The sequence below is a fragment of the Streptomyces sp. NPDC043896 genome, from assembly GCF_056435605.1.
This window is the reverse complement of sequence record NZ_JBWKEE010000032.1, coordinates 52363-75166: the sequence shown is the minus strand read 5'-3', so window position 1 is coordinate 75166 and position 22804 is coordinate 52363. Positions and strand designations below refer to the sequence as shown.

Genomic DNA, 22804 nt, shown 5'->3' with positions numbered 1-22804 from the left:
TCATTGCCTTCATGCGTACCCGCTCTTCCCGATTGCCCCATTCATCCAGGCGGCAGTCGGGCCATCACCTTGATCAAGGGATCGAACCGATCCTACAAAGCGAATTACGCGAATTCACCCGCGATCAGTTCTGAGATCTGGGTCGCATTCAATGCGGCGCCTTTGCGTAGATTGTCCGCGCAGACGAAGAACTCCAGGGCCCTGGGGTCGTCGAGCGAGCCCCTCAGCCGCCCCACCCACGCCGGGTCGGTACCGGCCGCGTCCGCCGGCGTCGGGAACTCACCCGCCGCCGGATCGTCGACGAGGACCACCCCGGGCGCCGCCTCCAGGACCTCCCTGGCGTGCGCCGCGGCCACCTCCCGCTCGAACCGGGCCCGCACCGTCAGGGAATGCCCCGTCACCACGGGCACCTGTACGCAGGTCACGGCGACCGGCAGCGACTGGAGGCCCAGGATCCGCCGGGTCTCCGCCCGGACGGCCAGCTCGTGCGAGGACCAGCCGTCCGCGCGCAGCTCACCGGACCAGGGCACCACGTTCAGCGCGAGCGGCGCCGCGAAGGGCCCGGTGTCCTCGCCCACGGCACGGCGCACGTCCCCGGGCAGCTCCCCGAGGGGGCTCCCGGCGACCTGGGTCAGCTGCCTGCGCAGCGCCTCGGCGCCGGCCCGGCCCGACCGGCTGGCGGCCTGGTACGAGGAGACGGCCAGCTCGGTCAGCCCGTACTCGGAGTGCAGCGCGCCCACGGCGGCGATCATCGCGGCGGTCACGCAGTCCGGGCCCGCGACGATCCCGCGCGGGCGGTGGCGTACGGCGTGGCCGTTCACCTCGGGCACCACCAGGGGCACCTCGGGGTCCTCCCGGAAGGCGGCGGACTGGTCCACCACGACGGCTCCGCGCGCGGTGGCCACGGGGGCCCAGCGCGCCGACACCTCGGCCGGGGTCAGGAAGAGCACGACGTCGCCCGCGCCGAGGCCCTCGAAGGCGTCCTCGGTGAGAGCGATCACCTCGGTCTCCTCGCCGCGGACGGCCAGCACGCGGCCGGCCGAGCGCGGCGAGGCGATCAGGCGGATGTCGCCCCAGACGTCCGCCCGCTGGGACAGGATCTGGAGCAGGATCGATCCGACCGCTCCGGTCGCCCCGACCACGGCGAGCGCCGGGGCCGGGGCCGACCGGTGCGGGCTCATCGTCCGGTGCCTCCGTAGACGACGGCCTCGTCGCTGTCGGAGTCGAGGCCGAACGCCGTGTGGACGGCGATGACGGCCGCGTTGACGTCGTCCTGGCGGGTCACGACCGAGATCCGGATCTCCGAGGTGGAGATCAGCTCGATGTTGACGCCCGCGTCGGACAGCGCCTGGAAGAAGGAGGCGGTGACCCCGGGGTTGGTCTTCATGCCCGCGCCGACCAGGGAGATCTTGCCGATCTGGTCGTCGTAGCGCAGGGAGTCGAAGCCGATCTGGGCCTTCGCCTTCTCCAGGGCGTCGATGGCCTTGTGGCCCTCGGTCTTGGGGAGGGTGAAGGAGATGTCCGTGAGGCCCGTGGAGGCCGCCGACACGTTCTGGACGATCATGTCGATGTTGATCTCGGCGTCCGCGATGGCGCGGAAGATCGCCGCGGCCTCGCCCGGCTTGTCCGGAACGCCGACGACGGTGATCTTGGCTTCGGAGACGTCGTGGGCGACTCCGGAGATGATGGCGTGCTCCACCTGCTCGTCCCCTTGCGACTCGGGCTTCTCGTTGCTGACCCAGGTACCCGGCAGTCCGGAGAAGGACGAACGGACGTGGATCGGAATGTTGTAGCGGCGCGCGTACTCGACGCAGCGGTGCAGCAGCACCTTGGAGCCGGAGGCCGCGAGCTCCAGCATGTCCTCGGAGGAGATCCAGTCGATCTTCCGGGCCTTCTTCACGACGCGGGGGTCCGCGGTGAAGACGCCGTCGACGTCCGTGTAGATCTCGCAGACCTCGGCGTCCAGCGCCGCGGCGAGCGCGACGGCGGTCGTGTCCGAGCCGCCGCGGCCGAGGGTGGTGATGTCCTTGGAGTCCGCGGACACACCCTGGAAGCCGGCGACGATGGCGATGTTGCCCTCGTCCAGCGCGGTGCGGATACGGCCCGGCGTCACATCGATGATGCGCGCTTTGTTGTGGACCGAGTCGGTGATCACGCCTGCCTGGCTGCCGGTGAACGACTGGGCCTCGTGTCCCAGGTTTTTGATCGCCATGGCCAGCAGGGCCATGGAGATCCGCTCTCCGGCGGTCAGCAGCATGTCGAACTCACGCCCGGCAGGCATCGGGGATACCTGCTCGGCGAGATCGATCAGCTCGTCCGTCGTGTCGCCCATCGCGGAAACCACGACGACCACCTGGTGGCCGTTCTTCTTGGCGTCCACGATCCGCTTGGCGACGCGCTTGATGCCCTCGGCATCGGCTACGGAGGAGCCTCCGTACTTCTGCACGACAAGGCCCACGTGCGCTCCTCGCTCAATCCAGTACTGCGGTCGCGGGTCAGTCTAACGAGCGACCGCGATACGGCCGACGGGTACCACATCATGAGATGAACGGTTCATCCTGTGATCATGGTGTCAAGGGCCGTCCGGGCGTAAAATTGTGGACGGCATGCCGCGCAAGGGCCCTTCTGTCCCCATCCCCCGGTCTCGTACCTCACGGGAGGAAAGAAGGATGAACCGCTCACGCCGCCTCTCACTCCTCGCTCCCCTGCTGGCCTCCTCCGTCGCCCTCGCGCCGGCCGCCGCGGCCCTGGGAGCCGCGACGGGAACGGCCGACGGCCCCTCCGTGCTCCCGGTCGGCGCGTGCGCCCTCCAGAAGAGCGGCACCAAGGCCGACGGCACGACCCGCTACACCCTCAAGGGCTCCGGATTCCGCGGGGCCGACGAGGTCGCCCTCACTTCCGACACCGGCCAGAGCAAGACGGTCGGCGTGTCGAAGTCCGGAACGTTCGAATCGAAGAACATGGCCTACGGCCAGTACACCGCCGACCCGGACGAGGGCGACGCGGTGAAGTGCACCTCGCCGCCGAAACCGCCGGACGGGGCGGGCACGCCCAAGACCCCCGAGGAGCAGTACGCCGCCGGGTACAAGGCCGGCTTCGAACTGGTGAAGAAGAACTGCGAGGCCAAGCCGCAGCCCGGCCTGACCGCGGTCGACCCGAACTTCGAGAAGGGCCACAAGGAGGGGTCGGCGGCGGCGCTCAAGCAGTTCTGCGAAGGCACGAAGCCGGCCGACCCGAACATCGACGGGGCGAAGGTCAGCCTGGTGAGCGTGGCCGCCGAGACACCTCCCGGCGCCGTGAAGTGCACGCCCGCCTCCGTCAACTTCGTCGGGACCATCACGACCAGCACCGCGGGCCAGGTCATCTTCCGCTGGCTCCGGAGCGACGGCGGGGTCGGAGGGCCCCAGATCCTCAACTTCGACGCCGCGGGGTCCAAGACGACCAGCAGCTCGTCCTCCACCGGGCTCAGTGCCGCCGGCACCACCGTGAACCTCTGGCAGCAGATCGAGATCCTGAAGCCGAACGAGGGCAAGATGTCCAACAAGGCCATGGTCAGCGTGAAGTGCGCATAGGCCACCCCTCCCGGGTCTTGCCGGACAGGACCGGCTCGGCCGGTCCTGTCCGTTCGCCCGTTCCGCCCGCCCGCCGGGGCGACCCCTACCGGTCGGCCACCGGCCGGGCCGCGGGACGGCGGCCCAGCCGGCCGAGCTCCTCGGCCATGACCGCGCCCGCCTGCTCCGCGAGGTCGTCCTCCGTCATGTCCTCGTCCGTGTCCAGGCCGTCCAGGGCCGCGAGCGGCTGGTCGAGACGGACGTGCGCGATCAGCGACTGGAGGGCGCGCAGCATCGCCGACGCCGTCGGGCCCCAGTTGGTGAAGTACGAGAACTGCCACCACCACAGGGCCTCGGTGACCCGGCCCGCCTGGAGGTGGATGAGCCCGTGCCGCAGGTCGGCGACCACATCGGCCAGGTCGTCGGAGATCCGGTGCGCGACCGGGGCCTTCCGCGGCTCGTAGGGGTCGAAGACCTCGGAGTAGACGTCGACCGGCTCCAGCATCAGGGCGAACCGCTCGCGCAGGTCGTCCACGTCCGGCTCCGGGCCCAGGTCGGGTTCGTAGCGCTCTTCGGGCAGGACGTCCTGGTACGCGCCCAGCCGGCCGCCCGCCAGCAGCAGCTGGGACACCTCCAGGAGGAGGAAGGGAACGGCGCTGTCCGGGTCCTCGCCCTTGGCCACCTCGGTGACCGCGACGATGAAGGACTCGATCTGGTCCGCGATCTGGCCGGCGAAGTCGTCCGGATCCTGGCCCAGGGCGTGCAGCGTTGCGTCAGACATCGAGAAGTCGCCTTCCTTCAAAGGCCCGCCCGAGCGTGACCTCGTCCGCGTACTCCAGGTCTCCCCCGACGGGGAGCCCGCTGGCCAGGCGGGTGACCTTCAGGCCCATGGGCTTGATCATGCGGGCGAGGTAGGTGGCGGTGGCCTCGCCCTCCAGGTTCGGGTCGGTCGCGAGGATCAGCTCGGTGACCGTCCCGTCCGCCAGTCGTGCCAGCAGCTCGCGGATGCGCAGGTCGTCGGGGCCCACGCCCTCGATCGGGCTGATCGCGCCGCCGAGGACGTGGTACTTGCCCCGGAACTCGCGGGTCCGCTCGATCGCGACGACGTCCTTGGGCTCCTCGACCACGCAGATGACCGCGGTGTCGCGGCGCGGGTCACGGCAGATCCCGCACCGCTCCTCCTGTGCCACGTTCCCGCACACCGCGCAGAAGCGGACCTTCTCCTTGACCTCCAGCAGCGCGTGCGCGAGGCGCCGGACGTCGGTGGGTTCGGCCTGCAGGATGTGGAAGGCGATCCGCTGCGCGCTCTTGGGCCCGACGCCGGGCAGCCTGCCCAGTTCGTCGATCAGGTCCTGGACCACGCCTTCGTACAACGGACTGCCTTCTTTCGTTTCTGCGCTGGTGTGTGCGGGTGTGCGGTGCGGAAGGGGCTGCCTAGAACGGCAGGCCGGGGATGCCGCTGCCGCCGCCCAGGGCCTGGGTCAGCGGCCCCAGCTTCTGCTGCTGGAGCGCCTGCGCGTTCTCGTTGGCCGCCTGGACCGCCGCGACCACCAGGTCGGCGAGGGTCTCGGTGTCCTCCGGGTCCACGGCCTTCGGGTCGATGACGAGGGCACGCAGTTCACCGGAACCGGTGACGGTCGCCTTCACCAGGCCGCCGCCGGCCTGGCCCTCGACCTCGGCCGCGGCCAGCTGCTCCTGGGCCGCCGCGAGGTCCTGCTGCATCTTCTGGGCCTGCTGGAGCAGCTGCTGCATGTTGGGCTGGCCACCACCGGGAATCACAGGTACTCACTCCGTACGTCACAACGGCTGCGGATCGCCTTCGGGGAAGGCTCGGTCAATCCGAGCCTACGTGCTCCCCGGGCGCCGCGCCCTACGCCGGGAGGACCAACTCTTTCGGGTGAGACCCCGGGCGTGCGCGTACCTGATGGAGCCCTCCTTGTGGGCGGAAAACCCGGGATTCGTTGCCCATCGCGCGTCATTCGAAGGTAGGAAGAGCATGCGCACCATTGCGCACACGCGCATCACACGTCAGCGCAGGCAGAGGGAGTGCCGGGTGAGCCAGCCGGAGATGCAGCCCGAGGGGCCACCCCGGGATCCCGCAGAGGACGGCGACCTGACCGGCCGGCCGTTCCCTCTCGGGGACTGGGGCGAGCCCGCCGAGCGGCTCGACGAGCTCTACCGCCGGGTGGAGGCCGACGCGCTGCGCACGGCCGAGTGGTACCTGTCCGACCGGGCCTGGAAGCGCCGGGGCGCGCGGACGCTGCGGGCGGGCGCGGCCGTGGGGGCGGTCACGGGCGCGGCGATGCCGCTGCTGGAGCTGACGGGCTCGGCGCCGGGCGCGGCCTCGTACGGCTACCTGTGCCTGCTGCTGGCCGCGGCCTGCCTGGCCTGCGACCGGTTCTTCGGGCTGACGTCCGGGTGGATGCGCGACGTGGCGACGGCGCAGGCGGTGCAGCGGCGGCTGCAGACGCTCCAGTTCGACTGGGCCTCCGAGAACGTGCGCGAGGTGCTGGGCCCCACCGAGGGCACGGCCAGCGAGGCCGCCGAGCGCTGCCTGACCGTGCTGCGCCGCTTCTCGGAGGACGTCACGGAACTCGTGCGCTCGGAGACGGCCGACTGGATGGTGGAATTCCGGGCCGGTCCGGCGCCGCTGCTGATGCAGTCCCTGGCCGGCGCGCCCGCCCGCCCGGACCCGGGCATCCCCCCGGCCCGCTTCCCGCTGCCTCCGGGCACCCGCCCGAACATGCCGCGCCAGCGGCCCCCGGAGCAGCCCCGCTGATCCCCTCCGACGGCGCGCCCCGGAGGCCGTCGGAGGGGGTGGGCTCGGGAGCACGGTGACGGCCAGCCGCGGCGGCGTCGGCGCGGCCCGGCGCGGCCCGGCGCGTCAGCTGAAGATGATCATCGAGCCCTGGCCCAGGCTGCGGGTCGCCGCCGCGTGCAGGCCCAGCCACACGTGCCGCTCCCGCGCGAAGGGGCTCGCGTCGTACGGGATCGGCCCGGCCGGCTCCTCCAGCGACGTCGGCCCCCCGGGCGGCGCCGGCGCGGCGGGCGGGTTCGCCGGGTCTATCCCGATCGCGGGGGCCACGAAGGCCAGCTCCCGCAGCAGCCCCTGCGCCGACCCCAGCGGGCCGCCCCCGGCGAGCAGCTCCTCGTTGGCCAGCGGCGCCGGGAAGTCCACCGGAACGTACGCCCCCGCGTGGTCGTAGTGCCACACCAGGTGGGACTGCTGCGCGGTGGCCTCGAACATCTCCAGCAGCTGCTCGTAGTCCCCGCCCAGCTCGTCCACCGGGGTCACCGGCAGCCCGCAGATCTGGAGCAGGTACGCCCGCCGCAGGAAGTGCAGGGCGTCGTAGTCGAAGCCGGCCACCGGGGCCACGTCCCCGCTCAGGCCGGGCATGTACGCGAACACGGGCACCGACGGCAGGCCCGCCTCGCCCAGCGCCTTGTCGTACGAGGCGATCTCTTCCGCGAAGGGGTTGTCGGGGCTGTGGCACAGCACGTCGACAAGGGGGACCAACCACAGGTCACAGGCCACGCGGGCTCCGATCAGTCGTTGCCGCCGATCGGGCCAGAGTAATGCGCCGGACACGCTCCGCGAAGGGGTGCGCAGAACCCGGCCGGGCGGGCGGCGGCCTCAGAGGCCCGCGGCCCAGTCCAGCCCGTGCTGGTTGTACGCGCGCACGATGCGCCGTACCTCGTCCGCGTCGGCCAGCGTCACCGCGTCCACCAGCTCGTTGTGCCCGTCCCACAGCGCGGCGCGCAGCTCCGGGGCCTCCTGGAGGTGGGGCACGGAGAACACCCAGCACTGCACGCGGATGCGGTGCAGGAAATCCGAGATGTAGGTGTTGCCGACCAGTTCGCTGAGCTCCCGCCAGAACCGCAGGTCGTAGCCGATCAGCACTTCGAGCGAACCGCTGCGCACCGCCCGCCGCGCCTCCTCCGCGCGGCGGCGCACCGACACCAGCAGTTCACCCGTACCGGGCGGTGTGCCGCGTTCCGAGAGGCGCCGGAAGATGCCGTCGAGTATCAGCGTCCGGGCCTCGATCATTCCCCGGAAGTCGTCGACGGTGAAGACCCGCACTCGGAAGCCCCGGTGCTGCACCGACTCCAGCAGCCCCTGCGCCGAGAGGTCGACCAGCGCCTCGCGCACCGGGGTGGCGGAGACCTCGTACTGCTCGGCGATCTGCTTGACCGTGAATTCGGTGCCCGGGGGGAGACGCCCCGCGAGCACCTCGTCACGCAGCGCGTCCGCGATCTGCTGCCGAAGGGTGTTGCGGGTGACACCTCCGCTCCGGCTGCCTGGCATAGGGGTCCGTCTCCTCCGTAGGACTTCGGACACCTTAGGCCAGACAGCGCGGCTGAAACCGAGCGGTCCGTGGCCGGAATACGGATATACCGCCCGCTATCCGGACCCTCAGGCCCCGGCGGTGTGCCGGTCGGCCACCGTCAGTGCCTCGTCGAGCAGGGCCAGGCCCTCCTTGGCCTCGGCTTCCGTGACCGTGCACGGGGGGACGACATGCGTCCGGTTCATGTTGACGAACGGCCACAGCCCGGACGCCTTGCAGGCCGCCGCGAATTCGGCCATGGGAGCGTTGTCGGCGCCCGAGGCGTTGTACGGGACGAGCGGCTCGCGCGTCTCCTTGTCACGGACGAGTTCCAGCGCCCAGAAGACGCCGAGGCCGCGGACCTCCCCGACCGAGGGGTGCCGCCGGGCGAGGTCGGCCAGGCCCGGGGCGATCACCTCGGCACCGATGCGGGCGGCGTTCTCGACGATGCCCTCCTCCTCCATCACGTTGATCGTGGCGACGGCGGCGGCGCAGGCGAGGGGGTGCCCGGAGTAGGTCAGTCCGCCCGGGTAGGGGCGCGTGGCGAAGGTCTCGGCGATGGCGGCGGAGAGGGCGACGCCGCCGAGCGGGACGTAGCCGCTGTTCACGCCCTTGGCGAAGGTGATCAGGTCAGGCGTGACGTCCCAGTGGTCGGCGGCGAACCACGCGCCGGTGCGCCCGAAGCCCGACATCACCTCGTCGAGGATGAAGACGATGCCGTAGCGGTCGCAGAGCTCGCGCACCCCGGCCAGGTAGCCGTCCGGCGGGGTCATGATCCCGGCGGTGCCCGGCACCGACTCCAGGATGATCGCGGCGACGGACTGCGGCCCCTCGAAGGCGATCGTGTCGGCGAGGTGCGCGAGGGCGCGCTCGCACTCCTCCGCCTCGGTGGTGGCGTGGAAGGGCGAGCGGTAGAGGAACGGGCCCCAGAAGTGGACGACGCCGGCCGAGGCGGTGTCCGACGGCCAGCGGCGCGGGTCGCCGGTCAGGTTGATCGCGGCGGCGGTGGCCCCGTGGTACGAGCGGTAGGCGGAGAGCACCTTCTGGCGGCCGGTGTGCAGCCGGGCCATCCGTACGGCGTTCTCGACGGCCTCGGCGCCGCCGTTGGTGAAGAAGATCTTGTCGAGGTCGCCGGGAGTGCGCTCGGCGATGAGGCGTGCGGCCTCGGAGCGGACGTCCACGGCGAAACCGGGCGCGAGGGTGCAGAGCCGGCCGGCCTGCTCCTGCACGGCCGCGACCACCTTGGGGTGCTGGTGGCCGATGTTCGTGTTGACCAGCTGGGAGGAGAAGTCGAGGAAGCGGTTCCCGTCGTAGTCCCAGAAGTACGAGCCCTCGGCGCCGGCGACGGCCAGCGGGTCGATCAGGGCCTGGGCGGACCACGAGTGGAAGACGTGAGCGCGGTCGGCGGCCTTGACGGACGCGCCGGTGACATGAGGGGTCATGCGGTCACGCTAGAAGTGCGCAGGTGGGAAGGGATATCGGCGGACTGTATGGGGGTGGGGGGCTGCCCTCGGCAGTCTGTCTGCCGGCCACATCATTGACAGCATGCTGTCAACATGACAGCCTTCTGTCATAGCGCTCGTCCTGCAGACCGGAGGCGATCACCATGACCGAGACCCACGCCCAGCAGACCCAGGCCCACGCCCAGCCGACCGGGGCCCACGCCAAGCCCGTCCACCTCGCCGTCTACGACACCTGGGCGGACTGGGAGACCGGCCACACCACCGCGCACCTGGCCCAGCGCGGCCACGTGGTCCGGACGGTCGGCTTCGCCGCGGACACCCCGGTGACCACGATGGGCGGGGTCCGGATCCTGCCCGACCTGTCCCTCGCCGACCTGCGGCCCGAGGACTCCTCGCTGCTGATCCTGACCGGCGCCGAGCTCTGGGACTCCGGCGACGATCTGTCCCCCTTCGCCGCCAAGGCCCGCGAGTTCCTGGCGGCCGGCGTGCCCGTCGCGGCCATCTGCGGAGCCACGGCGGGCCTCGCCCGGGAGGGCCTGCTGGACGACCGGCCGCACACCAGCGCGGCCCCCTTCTACCTCGCCGGACAGCCCGGGTACGGGGGCGCGGGGCAGTACGTCGAGGCCGACGCCGTGACGGCGGGCGACCTGATCACCGCCGGTCCGACGGAGCCGGTGGCCTTCGCCCGGGAGGTCTTCGCCCGGCTGGGCGCGTACAAGCCGGACGTGCTCGACGCGTGGTACCGCCTCTTCCACGACTCCGACGCGAGCGCCTTCCCCGTCCTGATGGCGGCCGCGGAGGCCGGCGATGCCTGAGCCGGAACCCCTCTCCGTCCGGGCCCGGCAGGACCTGCTGAGCCGTACCGCCCTCGGCGTCTTCCAGCTCAACGGCCAGTTCCTCGCCATCTCCGAGGAACTGGCCCGCCCGGCCGGGCTGACGGCCGCGCGCTGGCAGGTCCTGGGCGCCGTGCTGCGGGCGCCGCTGCCGGTCGCGGGCATCGCCCGGGCCATGGGGATCACCCGGCAGAGCGTGCAGCGCGTCGCCGACCTGCTGGCGGCCGACGGCCTCGCCGAGTACGTGACGAACCCGGCCCACCGGCGCGCGAAGCTGCTCCGCCCGACGGAGGCGGGCCGCGCCGCGATCGCCCGCATCGACCCGGGGCACGCGGCACTGGCCACCCGCCTGACGGAGACCCTCGGCGAAGCCGGCTTCGCGGAGGCGGTCGCCGCCCTGGACCGGCTCTCGGCGGCCCTGGCGACGATCACGGCGGAGGATCAGGACGGCGGCTGAACCCAGGAGGGTCTGGCGAGGGGCTGGCGGGGGGGCTTGGAAGGGGAGGGCCTGGAAGGGGAGGGTCTGGAAGGGGAGGGTCTGGGGAGGCCCTGGCGGGGGAGCCTGGCAGTGGAGGAGCCGGGGAGGCCCTGGCAGGGGGGACCCGGGGAGGCCCTGGCAGGGGAGGGCCCGGAAACCGCGTCCGGCCTCCCCGGTGGAGCGCTCCGCACTACGCTCGCCCCGACCGGCCAGCCCAGGGCGAAGGGACCACCCGGCGATGGAAGAGCTGCGCTCCACCGACCCGCGCCACGTAGGCCCGTACCGGCTCCTGTCCCGCCTCGGGGCCGGCGGCATGGGCCAGGTCTACCTCGCCCGCTCCGACCGCGGCCGCACGGTGGCGGTCAAGCTCGTCCACCCCGGCCTGGCCCCCCGTGAGGAGTTCCGCTCCAGGTTCCGCCAGGAGGTCGCCGCCGCCCGGCGCGTCAGTGGCGCCTGGACCGCGCCCGTCCTCGACGCCGACACCGAGGCGGCGACGCCCTGGTTCGCCACCGGGTACGTCGCCGGACCGAGCCTGCGCCAGGTCGTGGCCCACGACTTCGGCCCGCTCCCCGCCCGCACCGTACGGATCCTCGCGACGGGACTCGCGCACGCCCTCCAGGACATCCACCGCGCCGGGCTGATCCACCGCGATCTGAAGCCCTCCAACGTGCTGCTCACCATCGACGGCCCGCGCGTCATCGACTTCGGCATCGCCCGCCCCCTGGACGCCGTCGACGGCGGAACGACCCGGACCGGGCAACTCGTCGGCTCCCCGGGGTTCATGGCCCCCGAGCAGGTGCGCGGCGAACGGGCCACCCCGGCCTGCGACGTCTTCTGCCTCGGCGCCGTCCTGGCGTACGCGGCCACCGGGCGGCTGCCCTTCGGCGACGCCGCACACCCTGGCGGGACCGCCGGGCTGCTGCTGCGCATCGTCGAAGCCGAACCGGACCTGGCCGGCGTACCGGACGGGCTGCGTGACCTCGTCGCGGACTGCCTGCGCAAGGACCCCGCAGCCCGCCCCGATCCCGGGGCGGTCCTGGCCCGGGTGGGGGCGGGCGACACGGTGGCCGGCGGGCGGGCCCTGGAGCCCTGGCTTCCGGCACCGCTCGTGGCCCAGCTGGGGCGGCGGGCCGTCCAGCTCCTCGACCGCGAGGACGCCGGGCCCGGGGCTGCCGCGCAGGGGGTCCCGGTAGCGCCGGCCGGGGCGTCCGGGCCGGACGGCGTCGCCGCCACCTCCCTCCTGCCCGGCACCCTTCCGGCGGCGGCCGCCGGCCTCCCGGCGCCCGTCCACCCCTACGAGCCGCCGCCCGCCGTCCCCGCGTCCCGCCCGAACACCGCGTCGACGGGCTTCCTCGTGGCGGTCGCCGTCGTCGTCGCGGCGGCCGCCGGCGGCGCGGTGTACGCGGTGATGAGCAAGGACCCCGCGACCCCGCCCCCGGTCACGGCCCCCGGTACTCCCAGGACCCCCGGCACCGCCACCGCCCCGGTCGAGCCGGGCCCCGGATCCGGCCCCACCGCCGCGAGCACCGGAAACGGAACCCCGGGCCGGCTGCCCCCGTCCTACGCCGGTACCTGGCGGGCCGTCTCCGGCTCCGCCGACTGGCACCTCACCCTCGGGGAGGGCGCCGTCGGCGACTCCGTCATGACCCTGCGGGTCGACCACCCCGCCTACTCGTGCTCCTGGCGGGCCTCCCTGCGCGGCGCCTCCGACCCGGTGGAACTGGAGGCCTCCACCGTCACCTCCGGGGCCCCTCCCACCTGCACTCCCGGCGGCCGGAGCCGACTGCGGCCGCTGCCGGACGGGGGCCTGCTCCGCGAGCTGGACGCGGGGTCCAACCCCCCTCTCACGTATTACAGGGAGTAGTCGCGGGCCGTTTGTGTCGAAGTCAATAAGCCTGCAAACAGAGGTTGTTGGCTGCGACGGGCCCACCGCACACTGCCGCACATGGAGCCCTTGAAGGTAGTGGCACGACTGTGGGAGCGGATCGAGGCGCGCGACTGGGACGGCGTGGCCGGGCTCGTCGCCGAGGACGCGGTCATCGAGTGGCCGGTCAGCGGCGAACGCATCGTCGGCAGAGCCAACTTCATCGCCGTGCTCAGCGACGAGGGGGACACCACCGGCGAACGGTCCGTCGGATCGGTGGAGGTCCTGCGCATCCTCGGGGACGGGGACCTCGTCGTCACCGAGGTGGAGATACCCGAGGACCACGTCCTCTACCGGGCCGTCTCATTGTGGACGATCCGGGACGGACTGGTCGTCGGCGCCCGCGAGTACTGGACCAGCCCTGGACAGGACCCCGCGCCCCGCTGGAGGGCCGTTTACGTCGAACCGCTGGTGGCAGACTGAGCCGTGTGCTCACGCAACTCGTCGCGGCGACCGGCGTTCTGGCGCTGCTGACCCTCGTACCCGGTCCCGACATGGCCATCGTGACCCGCCGGGCCGTCTCACGGGGACGGGCCGACGGACTGCGCACCGTCGGCGGGATCGCCGCCGGGCTGCTGCTGTGGGGCGCCCTCACGGTCGCCGGACTCGCCGCGCTGCTCGCCGCGTCGGCCGAGGTGTACCTGGTGGTCAAGCTCGCCGGGGCCGCGTACCTCTGCTTCCTCGGCGCGCAGTCGCTGCGCCGGCCGGGCGCCGGGGCGGGCCTGGACGACACGGCGCGGGAGACCGGCGGCCGTCCCGGGGGCGGGCGCGTCGGCGGGGGCGGCAGCGCCTGGCGCACCGGGCTGGTCGCCAACGCCCTCAACCCGAAGATCGCCGTGTTCTACACCGGCCTGCTGCCCACCCTCGCGCCGCCGGACCTGAGCCCGGCGGCGGGGATGGCCCTCCTCGTCCTGGTCCACGTCCTGCTGACGCTGGCCTGGCTGAGCACGTACGTCTACGTCCTGTCGCGCGCCCGGCGGTTCTTCACGCGACCGCGCGTCCGCCGGGCGATGGACCGGGTGACGGGGATCGTCCTGATCGGGTTCGGGGTCCGCGTGGCCACGTCCACGGCGTAGCTCCCCGGTAGGGGGCGGGGCGGCTCCCGCGAGGGCTTACGGAAGCAGCCGCCCCAGTTCCTCGGTGACGGCGGCCCGTATCGCGTCGTGGCGGGGCGCCAGTGCGTGCCGGTCGCCGCGCCAGCACTCCTCGTCCTCGTAGAGCCAGACCGGCATGCGGACGAGGTCGGCGGGCTCCCAGTCGTAGCGGGGCCAGATGTGGGCGTGCAGGTACGGGTCGGTGTTGCCGAGGATCTCGATGTTCACGCGGCGGAAGGCCGGGTCGAGGCGCGCGCAGGCGCGCTCGACCGCCTCGGCGAGCCGCTCCAGGTCGGTGAGGTAGGCGATCCGGCGCGCCGGGCGCAGGTCGGAGAGCCGGGTCACGGCGGGGTCGTCGATCAGCAGCACCGAGTACCCGGGCAGGAACTGCCGGTCCCCGATGACCGCGAACCCGGATTCGAGGCGGCGCAGGACGGTGGGGTTCTGCCCCCGGTGCGCGCTGCCGATGCGGTCGTGCCGCCAGTCGGTCGTCTCGTTCATTCCCGGACCTTAACGGGGCGCGGTGCGGCCCGGTTTGCGGGTGGTGGGCGCGGGGGGGGCGGGTGCTGGTGGTGGGTGCGGGGGGGGTGCTGGTGGTGGGCGCGGGGGGTGCTGCCCCGGCGCACGGACGTCGCTCGCGGACCGGTCGAGGGGCGCTGCCGGCTGGCTCTCAGGTACCGGCGGTCATACCTGAGAGCTACCGCTGAAGCCCGCTCCGCAGCGTGACGCCGACGAGGGGTGCCGATTCCTAACTTCGTTACCAGAGCGGGCGCCTGCCCGCCGGACCGAAGGACAGGAAGAGGAATCCGACATGAGCACTGGCAGCCGCCTCCGCCGCACTCTGCTGGCCGGCCTCGTCGCCGCGGCCGTCGTGCTCCCCGTGTCCGCCGCCGCGTCCCCGCGGATCCCGGCGCCGGCCCCGGAGGCCGTCTCCGAGTCCGCCACCCCTGAGAGCCGGTACGCGGCGTCCCTCGCCGGAATCGCCGCGGCGGCGCGGACGGCCGAGGACGCGGGTCACGCCGGCCGGGCCGCGAAACTGCGGGCGATGGCGGGGCCCGGAGCCCGGTTCCTCGGCTTCGACGGCCGCGGCCAGGGCCGCGCCGTAGAGGTGTTCGGCGACCTGGGCGGCGCGGACCGGATCGCGGTCCTGGTGCCGGGCTCGGACACGAACCTGGACACCTACCAGCGCTTCCGGGAGGGGGCGCGCTCCCTCCAGCAGCGGCTCCGGGCCGCGCACCCGCGCTCGGCGGTGGTCGCCTGGCTCGGCTACGACACTCCCGCCACGGTCAGCACCACCGTCCTGACGGCCGACCGCGCCGACCGGGCCGCGGCCGAACTCAGCCCGTTCCTGTCGGGGTTGAGACAGCTGACCCCGGCCGGCGCGCGGGTCTCCCTGCTCTGCCACTCGTACGGCTCGGTGGTCTGCGGCCGGACCAGGACCGGCCCGGAGGTGACCGACATGGCCCTGTACGGCAGTCCGGGTACGGGAGCGGCCACCGCAAGGGACATGCCGACCCCTGCCCGGGTGTGGGCCGGACGGGGGTCCGGCGACTGGATCGGCGGTGTTCCCCATGTCCGGCTCGGCGGGGTCGGGTTCGGCACCGATCCCGTGGATCCGGCCTTCGGCGCCCGCGCCTTCGCGGCCGGCTCCGCCGGGCACAGCGACTACCTCAAGCCCGGCACCGAATCCCTCGACAGCCTGGCCCGCATCGTCATCGGATCGGAGGCCCGGCATGCGTAGGCTCCACGCCCGCTGGTCGGCCCTCGCCGACCGCGTCGACGGGGCGACCCCGGCGGACCGGGACCGCTCGGTGGACGCCCTGCGGGCCCTCGCGATCCTCGGCGTCGTACTCGGGCACTGGCTGGTGACCTCGCTGACCAGTACCGACGGCGGTCTGCGCGGCGTGAGTCCGCTGGCCCACATGCCGTGGCTGGCACCGGTGTCCTGGGTGCTCCAGACGCTGGCCGTGTTCTTCCTGGTCGGCGGGCACGTAGCGGCCCAGGGGTACGCGTCGGCGCGGGCCCGCGGGGTCTCGTACGGGAGCTGGGTCCGGCTGCGGCTGGGCCGGCTGTTCCGCCCGGTGGCCGCGGTGGTCGTGCTGTGGGCCCTCATCGGGGGCGGACTGCTGCTGGGCGGCGCCGGAGTGGACACCGTCCGTACCCTGCTCCGGCTGGTGTGGTCGCCGTTGTGGTTCCTGCTCGTGTTCGCCGCCCTGACCGCCGCCACCCCGCTGGTGGTCCGGCTGAGCCCGCTGTGGCCCGCGCTCGTGGTGGCGGGGGTCGACGTGTGGCGGTTCGGCCTCGGCGGGCCCGAGTGGATCGGCTGGGTCAATGTCGCCGCGGGCTGGCTCGTCCCGTACACCCTGGGCGCCGCCTGGGCGCGAGGGGCGTTCGCCCGGCGCCGTCCGGCCCTGCTCCTGCTGGGCGGCGGCGCGGCCGGCGCCGCGGCGCTGGTCCTGTGGGGCGGGTACCCGGCGTCGATGGTGGGGGTGCCCGGGGCGGCGGTGTCCAACCTGAACCCGCCGACACTCGCCGCCGTCGCCTTCGGGCTGGCCCAGTGCGGGCTGGCGCTGCTGGCGCGGGGTCCTCTGAGGCGGGCCATGCGCCGGCCCCGCACCTGGGCGAAGGTGGCCCTGGTGAACCTGTCCGCCATGACGGTCTTCCTCTGGCACCAGACCGCGATGATGTCCGTCACCGCCGTGGGGCTGCTGGTCTCCACCGACCTGCCCGGACTGCACACCGTGCCCGGTACGGCGGGCTGGATAGCCGCCCGGCTGCTGTGGCTGCCGGTGTTCGCGGCCGCCCTGGCCGTCTGCTGGGCGGCCTTCCGATTCCACGAGCGCCCGGGCGGCCGACAGCCCCGGGGGCGCACCGGTCCGGTGTCGCGGCCCGTCGGTCCCCTCAGGGCATCCAGTGGGGAGGCCGTTCATGCCTAGGCTGGCCCGCGTGACCCAGAGATCCGTCCCCACGGCCGAACCACCCTCAGCACCGGGGCGCGGTGGCCTGGCACTCGAACTGTTCACCCTGCGGCCGGACCCGCTCCCGAAGATGTCCAGGCCCCGGTGGCTGTCCCGGCTGCCGCATGTGGTGGTCGTGTACCTGGCCGTCTTCTTCGGGTTCCTCACCAACCAGCAGCTCTTCGAGCACTACCACGTGAGCGGCGGGCCGCCGCTCGTCATGTCGCTCATGACCGGCGTGTCCATCGCGCTCGCGCTTACCCGTCCGATCGCCGCCTGGTGGCTCGGCCTGATCACGACGGGCGTGATCGCCTGGGCGATCCACGACCACGTCGGGCAGGGGCAGACGTGGCCCTGGATGCCGGGCTCCGTCATCGCCTTCGTCCCCCTGATCCTGCTGGTCGCACTGCGGGTGCCGGTACGCGTGACCGGCGCGGTCGTCGGTGTCACGCTCGTCTTCACGGGCGCGGCCGAACTGCTCCTCAGCCCCGACCAGAGCGGAACCAGCTTCTTCGCCTCCAGCCTCGCCTTCGGCTTCACCGGGCTCCTCGGGTACGCGCTGCGGGCGACGCGGCTGGCCCGTGGCCAGCTCGTCGCGCAGGAGACGCTTACGGAGGAGGAGCGGGCGCGGCGGACGCTTCTGGAGGAGCGCAGCAGGATCGCCCGGGAGCTGCACGACGTCGTCGCCCACCACATGTCGGTGATCTCCATCCAGGCGCAGGTGGCCCCACACCTGGTGGAGGACCCGTCCCCGGAGCTGAAGGAGAACCTCGCGGGCATCCGGCAGAACGCCCTGGAGGCCCTCACCGAACTGCGGCGCGTCCTGGGCGTGCTGCGCTCCGAGCACGCCGACGATCCGGCGAACCCGCACCACCCGCAGCCCACCCTCGCGGAGCTGGACACCCTGGTGGACAACGTGCGCGCGGCCGGGCTGGACGTCACCACCGAGGTGGCGGGCATACGGCGGCCGCTGACTCCGGGCGTGGAGCTCACCGCCTACCGGATCGTGCAGGAGGCACTGAGCAACTGCCTGCGCCACGCTCCCGGATCACAGGTGGAGGTGGGCATCGCGTACGGGCCGCGCGAGCTGCACCTGTGCGTGGCGAACTCGGCGCCCACGCGGGTGGCCGCGCCCTCGCCGGGAGCCGGGCACGGGCTGCTCGGCATGCGGGAGCGGGCAGGCATGCTGGGGGGCGAACTGGCGGCGGGCCCGCGCCCTGACGGCGGGTACGAGGTGAGCGCCGTGCTCCCCATGGACGCTCCCGGCGGTTCCCCCACCAAGACGAAGAAGGACGTATGAGCACTCCGATCAGGGTGATGATCGCCGACGACCAGATGATGGTCCGGCAGGGTTTCACCGTCCTGCTGAACGCCCAGCCCGACATCGAGGTGGTCGGTCAGGCCGTCGACGGCGCCGATGCCGTCGCGCAGGCGGGCGAACTCGCTCCGGACGTGGTGCTGATGGACATCCGCATGCCGGGGATGGGCGGCATCGAGGCCACCTCCGTCATCACGGGCACCCCGGAATCGGCGGTGAAGGTGCTGGTGCTGACCACTTTCGACCTGGACGAGTACGTGTACGAGGCGCTGCGCGCGGGTGCTTCCGGTTTCCTGCTGAAGGACGCCTCGGCGGACCAGCTCGCCGAGGCCGTGCGCGTGGTCGCGGCCGGCGAGGCGTTGCTGTCCCCGAACATCACGAAGCGCCTGATCACGGAGTTCTCGCGGCTGGGTGCTCCGCGAGCGCCGTCCCGGGCGCGGATCGAGGAGCTGACGGAGCGGGAGACGGAGGTGCTGTCGCTGATCGCCCAGGGCCTGTCGAACGCGGAGATCGCGGCGCACCTCGTGGTGGCCGAGCAGACGGTGAAGACCCATGTGGGCCGGATCCTGGTGAAGCTGGGCCTGCGGGACCGGACGCAGGCCGCGGTGTTCGCCTACGAGACGGGTCTGGTCCGTCCGGCGGGCTACTGAGGGCCGTCTGTAGTACCTGAGAGGGACCCCTGTAAATCCCCTTCAGCGGCGACGCGGTCGACGGGGGCACCGGCCTACGGTTTGGACATGACCGAGACGACCACCGGGGCGGCCCCCCGGCCCCCCGAACTGAGGATGGCTTCGGGCCTGATCCAGAGCCTGCGCGCCGAGCTGATCACCGACGCCTTCGCCTACCGGCCCCTTCCGCCGATGAGGACGGACGGGCCGCTGGTGCGCAGGCTCCCCCGGGGGATACGGCCGAAGGCGGCGTACCTGCCGCATGCGGTCGTGGTCGGGACGGCGTTCATCGTGATGATGCTGGCGAGCACCGACAACATGTACGGCGGGCCGCCGATCCAGTTCGTGCTGCTGGGCCTGCTGGCGGCGGTGCCGGTGCTGATGACGCTGGTGCGGCCGGCCGGTGCCTTCTGGTCGGTGCTGGCGGTGACCATGGCCCTGTCGGTCCTCTCCGACCGGACGATGACCTTCCCGTGGGCGCCGAGCACGTTCGTCGCGACCCTGGCCGTGATGGTCTTCGTGGCCATGCGGGTCGGGCCCCGGGCCGCCGGCTGGATGTGGTTCATCACCCTGCTGTACGGGACGGTCCTGCCGGTCCTGGTGGGCGACGGGGGCGCCACGATCGCGCCGATGGCCTTCTTCTCGGCGGTGGCCCTGCTGGTGGTGACGGTCCGCAACACCCGCAAGGAGGCCCGGCGGGCGGTCATCGCCGAGCAGGAGGTGACGGCGGTCGAGCGGGACCGGCGGACGCTGCTGGAGGAGCGGACGACCATCGCGCGGGAGTTGCACGACGTGGTCGCGCACCACATGTCGGTGGTGGCGATCCAGGCGGAGGCGGCGCCGTACCGGGTGAAGAACCCGCCGCCGGAACTGGAGGCGGCCTTCGCCACCATCCGGGAGAACGCGGTGGCGGCCCTGACGGAGCTGCGGCGGGTGCTGGGGGTGGTGCGGTCCGCGGACTACGAGGCCCCGGACGCCCCGCAGCCGACGCTGGCCGACCTGGACGGGCTGCTGGCCAACGTCCGGGAGGCGGGGCTGAGTGTGGACAAGACCGTCACGGGTGCGGTGCGCGAGCTGCCGCAGGGCGTGGAGCTGTCGGCGTACCGGATCATTCAGGAGGCGCTGAGCAACAGCCTGCGGCACGCTCCGGGCGCGCCGGCCGGGGTGGAGGTCTCGTACGTGCTCGGCGGCCTGGGGATACGGGTGGTCAACGGTCCGGCGGCGGGGGACGTCCGGCCTTCGCCGGGGGCCGGGCACGGGATCACCGGGATGCGGGAGCGGGTGGCGATGCTGGAGGGGGAGATGACGGCCGGGGAGACCGCCGCGGGCGGGTACGAGGTGGCGGTGTTCATACCGGTGCGCAGCCGGCCGCAGCCCGAGGAGGAGCCGGCATGACGATCCGGGTGCTGATCGTCGACGACCAGATGATGGTCCGCGAGGGTTTCTCCGTCCTGCTGAACGCGATGGAGGGCATCGAGGTCGTCGGGGAGGCCGTCGACGGCAGGCAGGCCCTCGCCCAGGTGGCGGCGCTGAGGCCGGACGTGGTGCTGATGGACATCCGGATGCCGGAGATGAACGGCCTGGAGGCGACACGGCGGATCGTGGCGGCGGACACGGACGCGAAGGTGCTGGTCCTGACGACCTTCGACCTCGACGAGTACGTGTACCAGGCGCTGCGGGCGGGGGCGTCCGGGTTCCTGCTGAAGGACGCCTCCGCCCGGCAGCTGGCGGAGGGGGTGCGGGTGGTGGCGGCCGGGGAGGCGCTGCTGGCCCCGTCGGTGACGAAGCGGCTGATCGTGGAGTTCTCGAAGCTGTCGGATGTGCAGCGGACGACCGACCCGTCGGGGGTGGCCGAGCTGACGGAGCGGGAGACGGAGGTGTTGGTGCTGATCGCGCAAGGCCTGTCCAACGCGGAGATGGCCGACCGGCTGCTGGTGGCGGAGTCCACGATCAAGACGCACGTGAGCCGGATCCTGGTGAAGCTGGGGCTGCGCGACCGGACCCAGGCGGCGGTGTACGCATACGAGACGCGGCTGGTGACACCTGGTTAGGAAGAGGCACGCCCGGCCCGGGCAGCGCCTGCCGTGCCGGCCGCCCCGACCCGGTGAGCCTTCGCGGTCACCGGACTAGGGTGCTGGGATGCGCTTTGATCCTTGGGATGCCGCTTTCGTCGCCGATCCGTACCCCGCCTACCGGGAGTTGCGCGAGCAGGGGCGGGCCGTGTGGTGCGGGGCGACGGGGCAGTGGCTGGTGCCGCACTACGCCGATGTGAGCGCGCTGCTGCGGGACCGGCGGCTGGGGCGGACCTACCTCCACCGGTTCAGCCACGAGGAGTTCGGGCGGGAGGCGCCGCCGCCGGAGCACGAGCCCTTCCACGTGCTCAACGGGAACGGCCTGCTGGACCTGGAGGATCCCGCGCACGCCCGGGTGCGGCGGCTGGTGTCGAAGGCGTTCACGCCGCGGATGGTGGAGCGGCTCGCGCCGTCGGTGGAGCGGCTGGCCCGGGAGCTGGCCGGCGCGCTGCGGGACGCCGGGGGCGGGGACCTGCTGACCGCCGTCGCCGAACCGCTGCCGGTGGCGGTGATCGCGGAGCTGCTGGGTGTCCCGGAGGCGGACCGGGGGCTGCTGAGGCCCTGGTCGGCGGACATCTGCGGGATGTTCGAGCTGCGGCCGGACGCGGAGACGGCGCGGCGTGCGGTGACGGCGAGCGTGGAGTTCAGCGCCTACCTGCGGGAGCTGATCGCCGAGCGGCGCAAGGATCCCGGCGCGGATTTGATCTCCGCGCTGATCGCCGCCCACGATGAGGAGGGCCGGCTCAGCGAGCAGGAGATGATCTCCACCTGCGTCCTCCTGCTGAACGCGGGGCACGAGGCGACCGTGAACACCACGGTCAACGGCTGGTGGGCCCTGTTCCGCAATCCCGGGCAGCTCGCCGCCCTGCGCGCGGACCGGCCCGGACCGGCGGGCGCGGAAAAGTTGTCCACAGCTGTGGATGAACTGATGCGCTACGACACGCCCCTCCAGATGTTCGAGCGCTGGGTGCTCGACGACATCGAGATCGGGGGCACGGTCATCCCCCGCGGGGCCGAGATGGCGCTGCTCTTCGGGTCCGCGAACCGGGACCCCGCGCGCTTCACGAACCCGGACGTACTGGACATCGACCGGTCGGACAATCCGCACCTGACCTTCGGTGCGGGCATCCACTACTGCCTGGGCGCGCCCCTGGCCCGGCTGGAGCTGGCGGCTTCCTTCGCGGCGCTGCTCGACCTCCCGGGCCCGCCGATGCGGCTCGTGCGGGAGCCGCAGTGGCAGGAGGGCTACGTGATCCGGGGCCTGCGGGAGCTGCTGGTCGAGTTCTAGGCGGCCCCGGCGGCCGGGTTTGCGTCCGGTGGCGGGGGTGGCCGGTCCTGCCTAGCGTGAACCGAACGCAGCCCCCGCCCCACCGCGAGAAGAGGCATGCCCCCATGTCCGAGAAGCCCGCCGTCGTCCTGGTCCACGGATTCTGGGGCGGCGCCGCCCACTGGTCCAAGGTCATCATCGAGCTGCACCGTCGCGGCTTCCGCGATGTCCACGCGGTGGAGAACCCGCTGACCTCGCTGGCCGACGACGCCGAACGCACCCGCAAGATGGTCCGGCAGATCGACGGGCCCGTGGTCTTGGTGGGCCACTCGTACGGGGGCGCGGTCATCAGCGAGGCCGGCGACCTGCCGAACGTCTGCGGGCTGGTCTACGTCGCGGCCTTCGCGCCCGACGCCGGGGAAAGCCCGGGCGCGATCACCGAGCAGCACCCCCCGGCGGCGTTCGCGAACATCGCGCCGGACTCGGACGGCTACCTGTGGCTCCGGCAGGACAAGTTCCACGAGAGCTTCGCGCAGGACGTGACTCCGGACGAGGCCCTGGTCATGGCCGTGACGCAGAAGGCCCCGCTGGCATCCACCTTCGGTGACGCCGTCACCTCGCCGGCCTGGCGCGCGAAGCCGTCCTGGTATCAAGTGTCCACCCAGGACCACATGATCCACCCGGAGAACCAGCGGCGGATGGCCGAGCGGATGAACCCCCGCAAGACGATCGAGCTGGACTCCTCGCACGCCTCCCTGGCCTCCCAGCCGGGCCCCGTCTGCGACCTGATCGAAGCCGCCGCGAACGAAGCGACCGGCTCGTAGCCGACGGGCCCCCGCGGATGCGGGGCCGAC

At 72.8% G+C, this 22804-nt stretch carries 24 protein-coding genes; 15 read left to right on the top strand and 9 right to left on the bottom strand.

Annotated elements, in window-relative coordinates:
• Nucleotides 1-104: 104 nt before the first annotated feature.
• A complete protein-coding gene (locus AC069X_RS33865) occupies nt 105-1181 on the bottom strand; it encodes an aspartate-semialdehyde dehydrogenase (RefSeq protein WP_478734777.1) in 1077 nt (358 codons plus the stop codon).
• A complete protein-coding gene (locus AC069X_RS33860; protein ID WP_007264986.1) occupies nt 1178-2458 on the bottom strand; it encodes an aspartate kinase in 1281 nt (426 codons plus the stop codon). The genes AC069X_RS33865 and AC069X_RS33860 overlap by 4 nt, the downstream gene beginning before the upstream one ends.
• 211 nt (nt 2459-2669) lie before the next feature.
• On the opposite strand from AC069X_RS33860, the gene AC069X_RS33855 reads away from it, so the two are divergent.
• The gene (locus AC069X_RS33855; RefSeq protein WP_478734775.1) at nt 2670-3572 is read left to right on the top strand and encodes a hypothetical protein; all 903 of its coding nucleotides are present in this window, start codon (nt 2670-2672) and stop codon (nt 3570-3572) included.
• A gap of 85 nt (nt 3573-3657) precedes the next feature.
• On the opposite strand, the gene AC069X_RS33850 is transcribed toward AC069X_RS33855, so the two are convergent.
• The 3 genes from AC069X_RS33850 to AC069X_RS33840 all read right to left on the bottom strand — a co-directional run bounded on the left by AC069X_RS33850 (nt 3658) and on the right by AC069X_RS33840 (nt 5330).
• Nucleotides 3658-4332, bottom strand: coding sequence for a DUF5063 domain-containing protein (locus tag AC069X_RS33850; protein ID WP_478734773.1), 675 nt, complete (start codon nt 4330-4332; stop codon nt 3658-3660).
• Nucleotides 4325-4924: a recombination mediator RecR gene (recR, locus tag AC069X_RS33845; protein ID WP_467890255.1), complete on the bottom strand. Its 600-nt coding sequence runs from the start codon at nt 4922-4924 to the stop codon at nt 4325-4327. Before recR ends, AC069X_RS33850 begins: the two co-directional genes overlap by 8 nt.
• A gap of 61 nt (nt 4925-4985) precedes the next feature.
• A complete protein-coding gene (locus AC069X_RS33840; RefSeq protein WP_478734771.1) occupies nt 4986-5330 on the bottom strand; it encodes a YbaB/EbfC family nucleoid-associated protein in 345 nt (114 codons plus the stop codon).
• A 274-nt stretch (nt 5331-5604) separates the two neighbouring features.
• Here AC069X_RS33840 and AC069X_RS33835 point away from each other — a divergent pair, with 274 nt between their 5' ends.
• A complete protein-coding gene (locus tag AC069X_RS33835) occupies nt 5605-6330 on the top strand; it encodes an SLATT domain-containing protein (protein WP_478734769.1) in 726 nt (241 codons plus the stop codon).
• Nucleotides 6331-6435: 105 nt separating this feature from the next.
• Here AC069X_RS33835 and AC069X_RS33830 read toward each other — a convergent pair whose 3' ends face one another.
• The 3 genes from AC069X_RS33830 to AC069X_RS33820 all read right to left on the bottom strand — a co-directional run bounded on the left by AC069X_RS33830 (nt 6436) and on the right by AC069X_RS33820 (nt 9318).
• A complete protein-coding gene (locus AC069X_RS33830) occupies nt 6436-7086 on the bottom strand; it encodes a hypothetical protein (protein ID WP_478734767.1) in 651 nt (216 codons plus the stop codon).
• Between the two features lie 99 nt (nt 7087-7185).
• Nucleotides 7186-7857: a GntR family transcriptional regulator gene (locus tag AC069X_RS33825; RefSeq protein WP_478734765.1), complete on the bottom strand. Its 672-nt coding sequence runs from the start codon at nt 7855-7857 to the stop codon at nt 7186-7188.
• A 108-nt stretch (nt 7858-7965) separates the two neighbouring features.
• On the bottom strand, nt 7966-9318 hold the full coding sequence (locus AC069X_RS33820; RefSeq protein ID WP_478734763.1) for an aminotransferase class III-fold pyridoxal phosphate-dependent enzyme: 1353 nt from the start codon (nt 9316-9318) through the stop codon (nt 7966-7968).
• A 164-nt stretch (nt 9319-9482) separates the two neighbouring features.
• On the opposite strand from AC069X_RS33820, the gene AC069X_RS33815 reads away from it, so the two are divergent.
• The 5 genes from AC069X_RS33815 to AC069X_RS33795 all read left to right on the top strand — a co-directional run bounded on the left by AC069X_RS33815 (nt 9483) and on the right by AC069X_RS33795 (nt 13650).
• Nucleotides 9483-10154 (top strand): DJ-1/PfpI family protein, encoded by a 672-nt coding sequence (locus AC069X_RS33815; RefSeq protein WP_478734761.1) that lies wholly within the window; start codon nt 9483-9485, stop codon nt 10152-10154.
• Nucleotides 10147-10629 (top strand): MarR family winged helix-turn-helix transcriptional regulator, encoded by a 483-nt coding sequence (locus AC069X_RS33810; protein ID WP_478734759.1) that lies wholly within the window; start codon nt 10147-10149, stop codon nt 10627-10629. Before AC069X_RS33815 ends, AC069X_RS33810 begins: the two co-directional genes overlap by 8 nt.
• Before the next feature lie 259 nt (nt 10630-10888).
• Nucleotides 10889-12514 (top strand): serine/threonine-protein kinase, encoded by a 1626-nt coding sequence (locus AC069X_RS33805; protein WP_478734757.1) that lies wholly within the window; start codon nt 10889-10891, stop codon nt 12512-12514.
• An 81-nt stretch (nt 12515-12595) separates the two neighbouring features.
• Nucleotides 12596-12997 carry a nuclear transport factor 2 family protein gene (locus tag AC069X_RS33800; protein WP_478734755.1) on the top strand — a complete coding sequence of 134 codons (402 nt, stop codon included), beginning with the start codon at nt 12596-12598 and terminating at the stop codon, nt 12995-12997.
• Nucleotides 12998-13002: 5 nt separating this feature from the next.
• Nucleotides 13003-13650 (top strand): LysE family translocator, encoded by a 648-nt coding sequence (locus AC069X_RS33795; RefSeq protein ID WP_478734753.1) that lies wholly within the window; start codon nt 13003-13005, stop codon nt 13648-13650.
• A gap of 36 nt (nt 13651-13686) precedes the next feature.
• Here the strand turns inward: AC069X_RS33795 and AC069X_RS33790 are convergent, their stop codons facing one another.
• The gene (locus tag AC069X_RS33790) at nt 13687-14169 is read right to left on the bottom strand and encodes an HIT family protein (RefSeq protein ID WP_478734751.1); all 483 of its coding nucleotides are present in this window, start codon (nt 14167-14169) and stop codon (nt 13687-13689) included.
• Nucleotides 14170-14479: 310 nt separating this feature from the next.
• Here AC069X_RS33790 and AC069X_RS33785 point away from each other — a divergent pair, with 310 nt between their 5' ends.
• The 8 genes from AC069X_RS33785 to AC069X_RS33750 all read left to right on the top strand — a co-directional run bounded on the left by AC069X_RS33785 (nt 14480) and on the right by AC069X_RS33750 (nt 22774).
• Complete coding sequence (locus AC069X_RS33785) at nt 14480-15409, top strand: alpha/beta hydrolase (protein WP_478734749.1); 930 nt, start codon at nt 14480-14482, stop codon at nt 15407-15409.
• On the top strand, nt 15402-16604 hold the full coding sequence (locus AC069X_RS33780; protein ID WP_478734747.1) for an acyltransferase family protein: 1203 nt from the start codon (nt 15402-15404) through the stop codon (nt 16602-16604). Before AC069X_RS33785 ends, AC069X_RS33780 begins: the two co-directional genes overlap by 8 nt.
• Before the next feature lie 10 nt (nt 16605-16614).
• Nucleotides 16615-17925: a sensor histidine kinase gene (locus AC069X_RS33775; RefSeq protein WP_478734745.1), complete on the top strand. Its 1311-nt coding sequence runs from the start codon at nt 16615-16617 to the stop codon at nt 17923-17925.
• Nucleotides 17922-18593 carry a response regulator gene (locus AC069X_RS33770; RefSeq protein WP_478734743.1) on the top strand — a complete coding sequence of 224 codons (672 nt, stop codon included), beginning with the start codon at nt 17922-17924 and terminating at the stop codon, nt 18591-18593. Before AC069X_RS33775 ends, AC069X_RS33770 begins: the two co-directional genes overlap by 4 nt.
• Nucleotides 18594-18680: 87 nt before the next feature.
• Entirely contained in the window at nt 18681-20006 is a 1326-nt protein-coding gene (locus AC069X_RS33765) for a sensor histidine kinase (protein WP_478734741.1), read from the top strand.
• Nucleotides 20003-20662: a response regulator gene (locus tag AC069X_RS33760; RefSeq protein ID WP_478734739.1), complete on the top strand. Its 660-nt coding sequence runs from the start codon at nt 20003-20005 to the stop codon at nt 20660-20662. The genes AC069X_RS33765 and AC069X_RS33760 overlap by 4 nt, the downstream gene beginning before the upstream one ends.
• Before the next feature lie 88 nt (nt 20663-20750).
• On the top strand, nt 20751-21971 hold the full coding sequence (locus AC069X_RS33755) for a cytochrome P450 (RefSeq protein WP_478734737.1): 1221 nt from the start codon (nt 20751-20753) through the stop codon (nt 21969-21971).
• 104 nt (nt 21972-22075) lie between these two features.
• A complete protein-coding gene (locus AC069X_RS33750; RefSeq protein ID WP_478734735.1) occupies nt 22076-22774 on the top strand; it encodes an alpha/beta hydrolase in 699 nt (232 codons plus the stop codon).
• Nucleotides 22775-22804: the final 30 nt, after the last annotated feature.

Bases quoted from the DNA above. Each gene is read 5' to 3' on its own strand.
- AC069X_RS33750 (WP_478734735.1), top strand. From the start codon at position 22,076: ATGTCCGAGAAGCCCGCCGTCGTCCTGGTCCACGGATTCTGGGGCGGC.
- AC069X_RS33815 (WP_478734761.1), top strand. From the start codon at position 9,483: ATGACCGAGACCCACGCCCAGCAGACCCAGGCCCACGCCCAGCCGACC.
- AC069X_RS33825 (WP_478734765.1), bottom strand. From the start codon at position 7,857: ATGCCAGGCAGCCGGAGCGGAGGTGTCACCCGCAACACCCTTCGGCAG.
- AC069X_RS33755 (WP_478734737.1), top strand. From the start codon at position 20,751: ATGCGCTTTGATCCTTGGGATGCCGCTTTCGTCGCCGATCCGTACCCC.
- AC069X_RS33780 (WP_478734747.1), top strand. From the start codon at position 15,402: ATGCGTAGGCTCCACGCCCGCTGGTCGGCCCTCGCCGACCGCGTCGAC.
- AC069X_RS33770 (WP_478734743.1), top strand. From the start codon at position 17,922: ATGAGCACTCCGATCAGGGTGATGATCGCCGACGACCAGATGATGGTC.
- AC069X_RS33790 (WP_478734751.1), bottom strand. From the start codon at position 14,169: ATGAACGAGACGACCGACTGGCGGCACGACCGCATCGGCAGCGCGCAC.
- AC069X_RS33850 (WP_478734773.1), bottom strand. From the start codon at position 4,332: ATGTCTGACGCAACGCTGCACGCCCTGGGCCAGGATCCGGACGACTTC.
- AC069X_RS33810 (WP_478734759.1), top strand. From the start codon at position 10,147: ATGCCTGAGCCGGAACCCCTCTCCGTCCGGGCCCGGCAGGACCTGCTG.
- AC069X_RS33800 (WP_478734755.1), top strand. From the start codon at position 12,596: ATGGAGCCCTTGAAGGTAGTGGCACGACTGTGGGAGCGGATCGAGGCG.
- AC069X_RS33865 (WP_478734777.1), bottom strand. From the start codon at position 1,181: ATGAGCCCGCACCGGTCGGCCCCGGCCCCGGCGCTCGCCGTGGTCGGG.
- AC069X_RS33765 (WP_478734741.1), top strand. From the start codon at position 18,681: ATGACCGAGACGACCACCGGGGCGGCCCCCCGGCCCCCCGAACTGAGG.
- AC069X_RS33820 (WP_478734763.1), bottom strand. From the start codon at position 9,318: ATGACCCCTCATGTCACCGGCGCGTCCGTCAAGGCCGCCGACCGCGCT.
- AC069X_RS33805 (WP_478734757.1), top strand. From the start codon at position 10,889: ATGGAAGAGCTGCGCTCCACCGACCCGCGCCACGTAGGCCCGTACCGG.
- AC069X_RS33855 (WP_478734775.1), top strand. From the start codon at position 2,670: ATGAACCGCTCACGCCGCCTCTCACTCCTCGCTCCCCTGCTGGCCTCC.
- AC069X_RS33785 (WP_478734749.1), top strand. From the start codon at position 14,480: ATGAGCACTGGCAGCCGCCTCCGCCGCACTCTGCTGGCCGGCCTCGTC.
- AC069X_RS33760 (WP_478734739.1), top strand. From the start codon at position 20,003: ATGACGATCCGGGTGCTGATCGTCGACGACCAGATGATGGTCCGCGAG.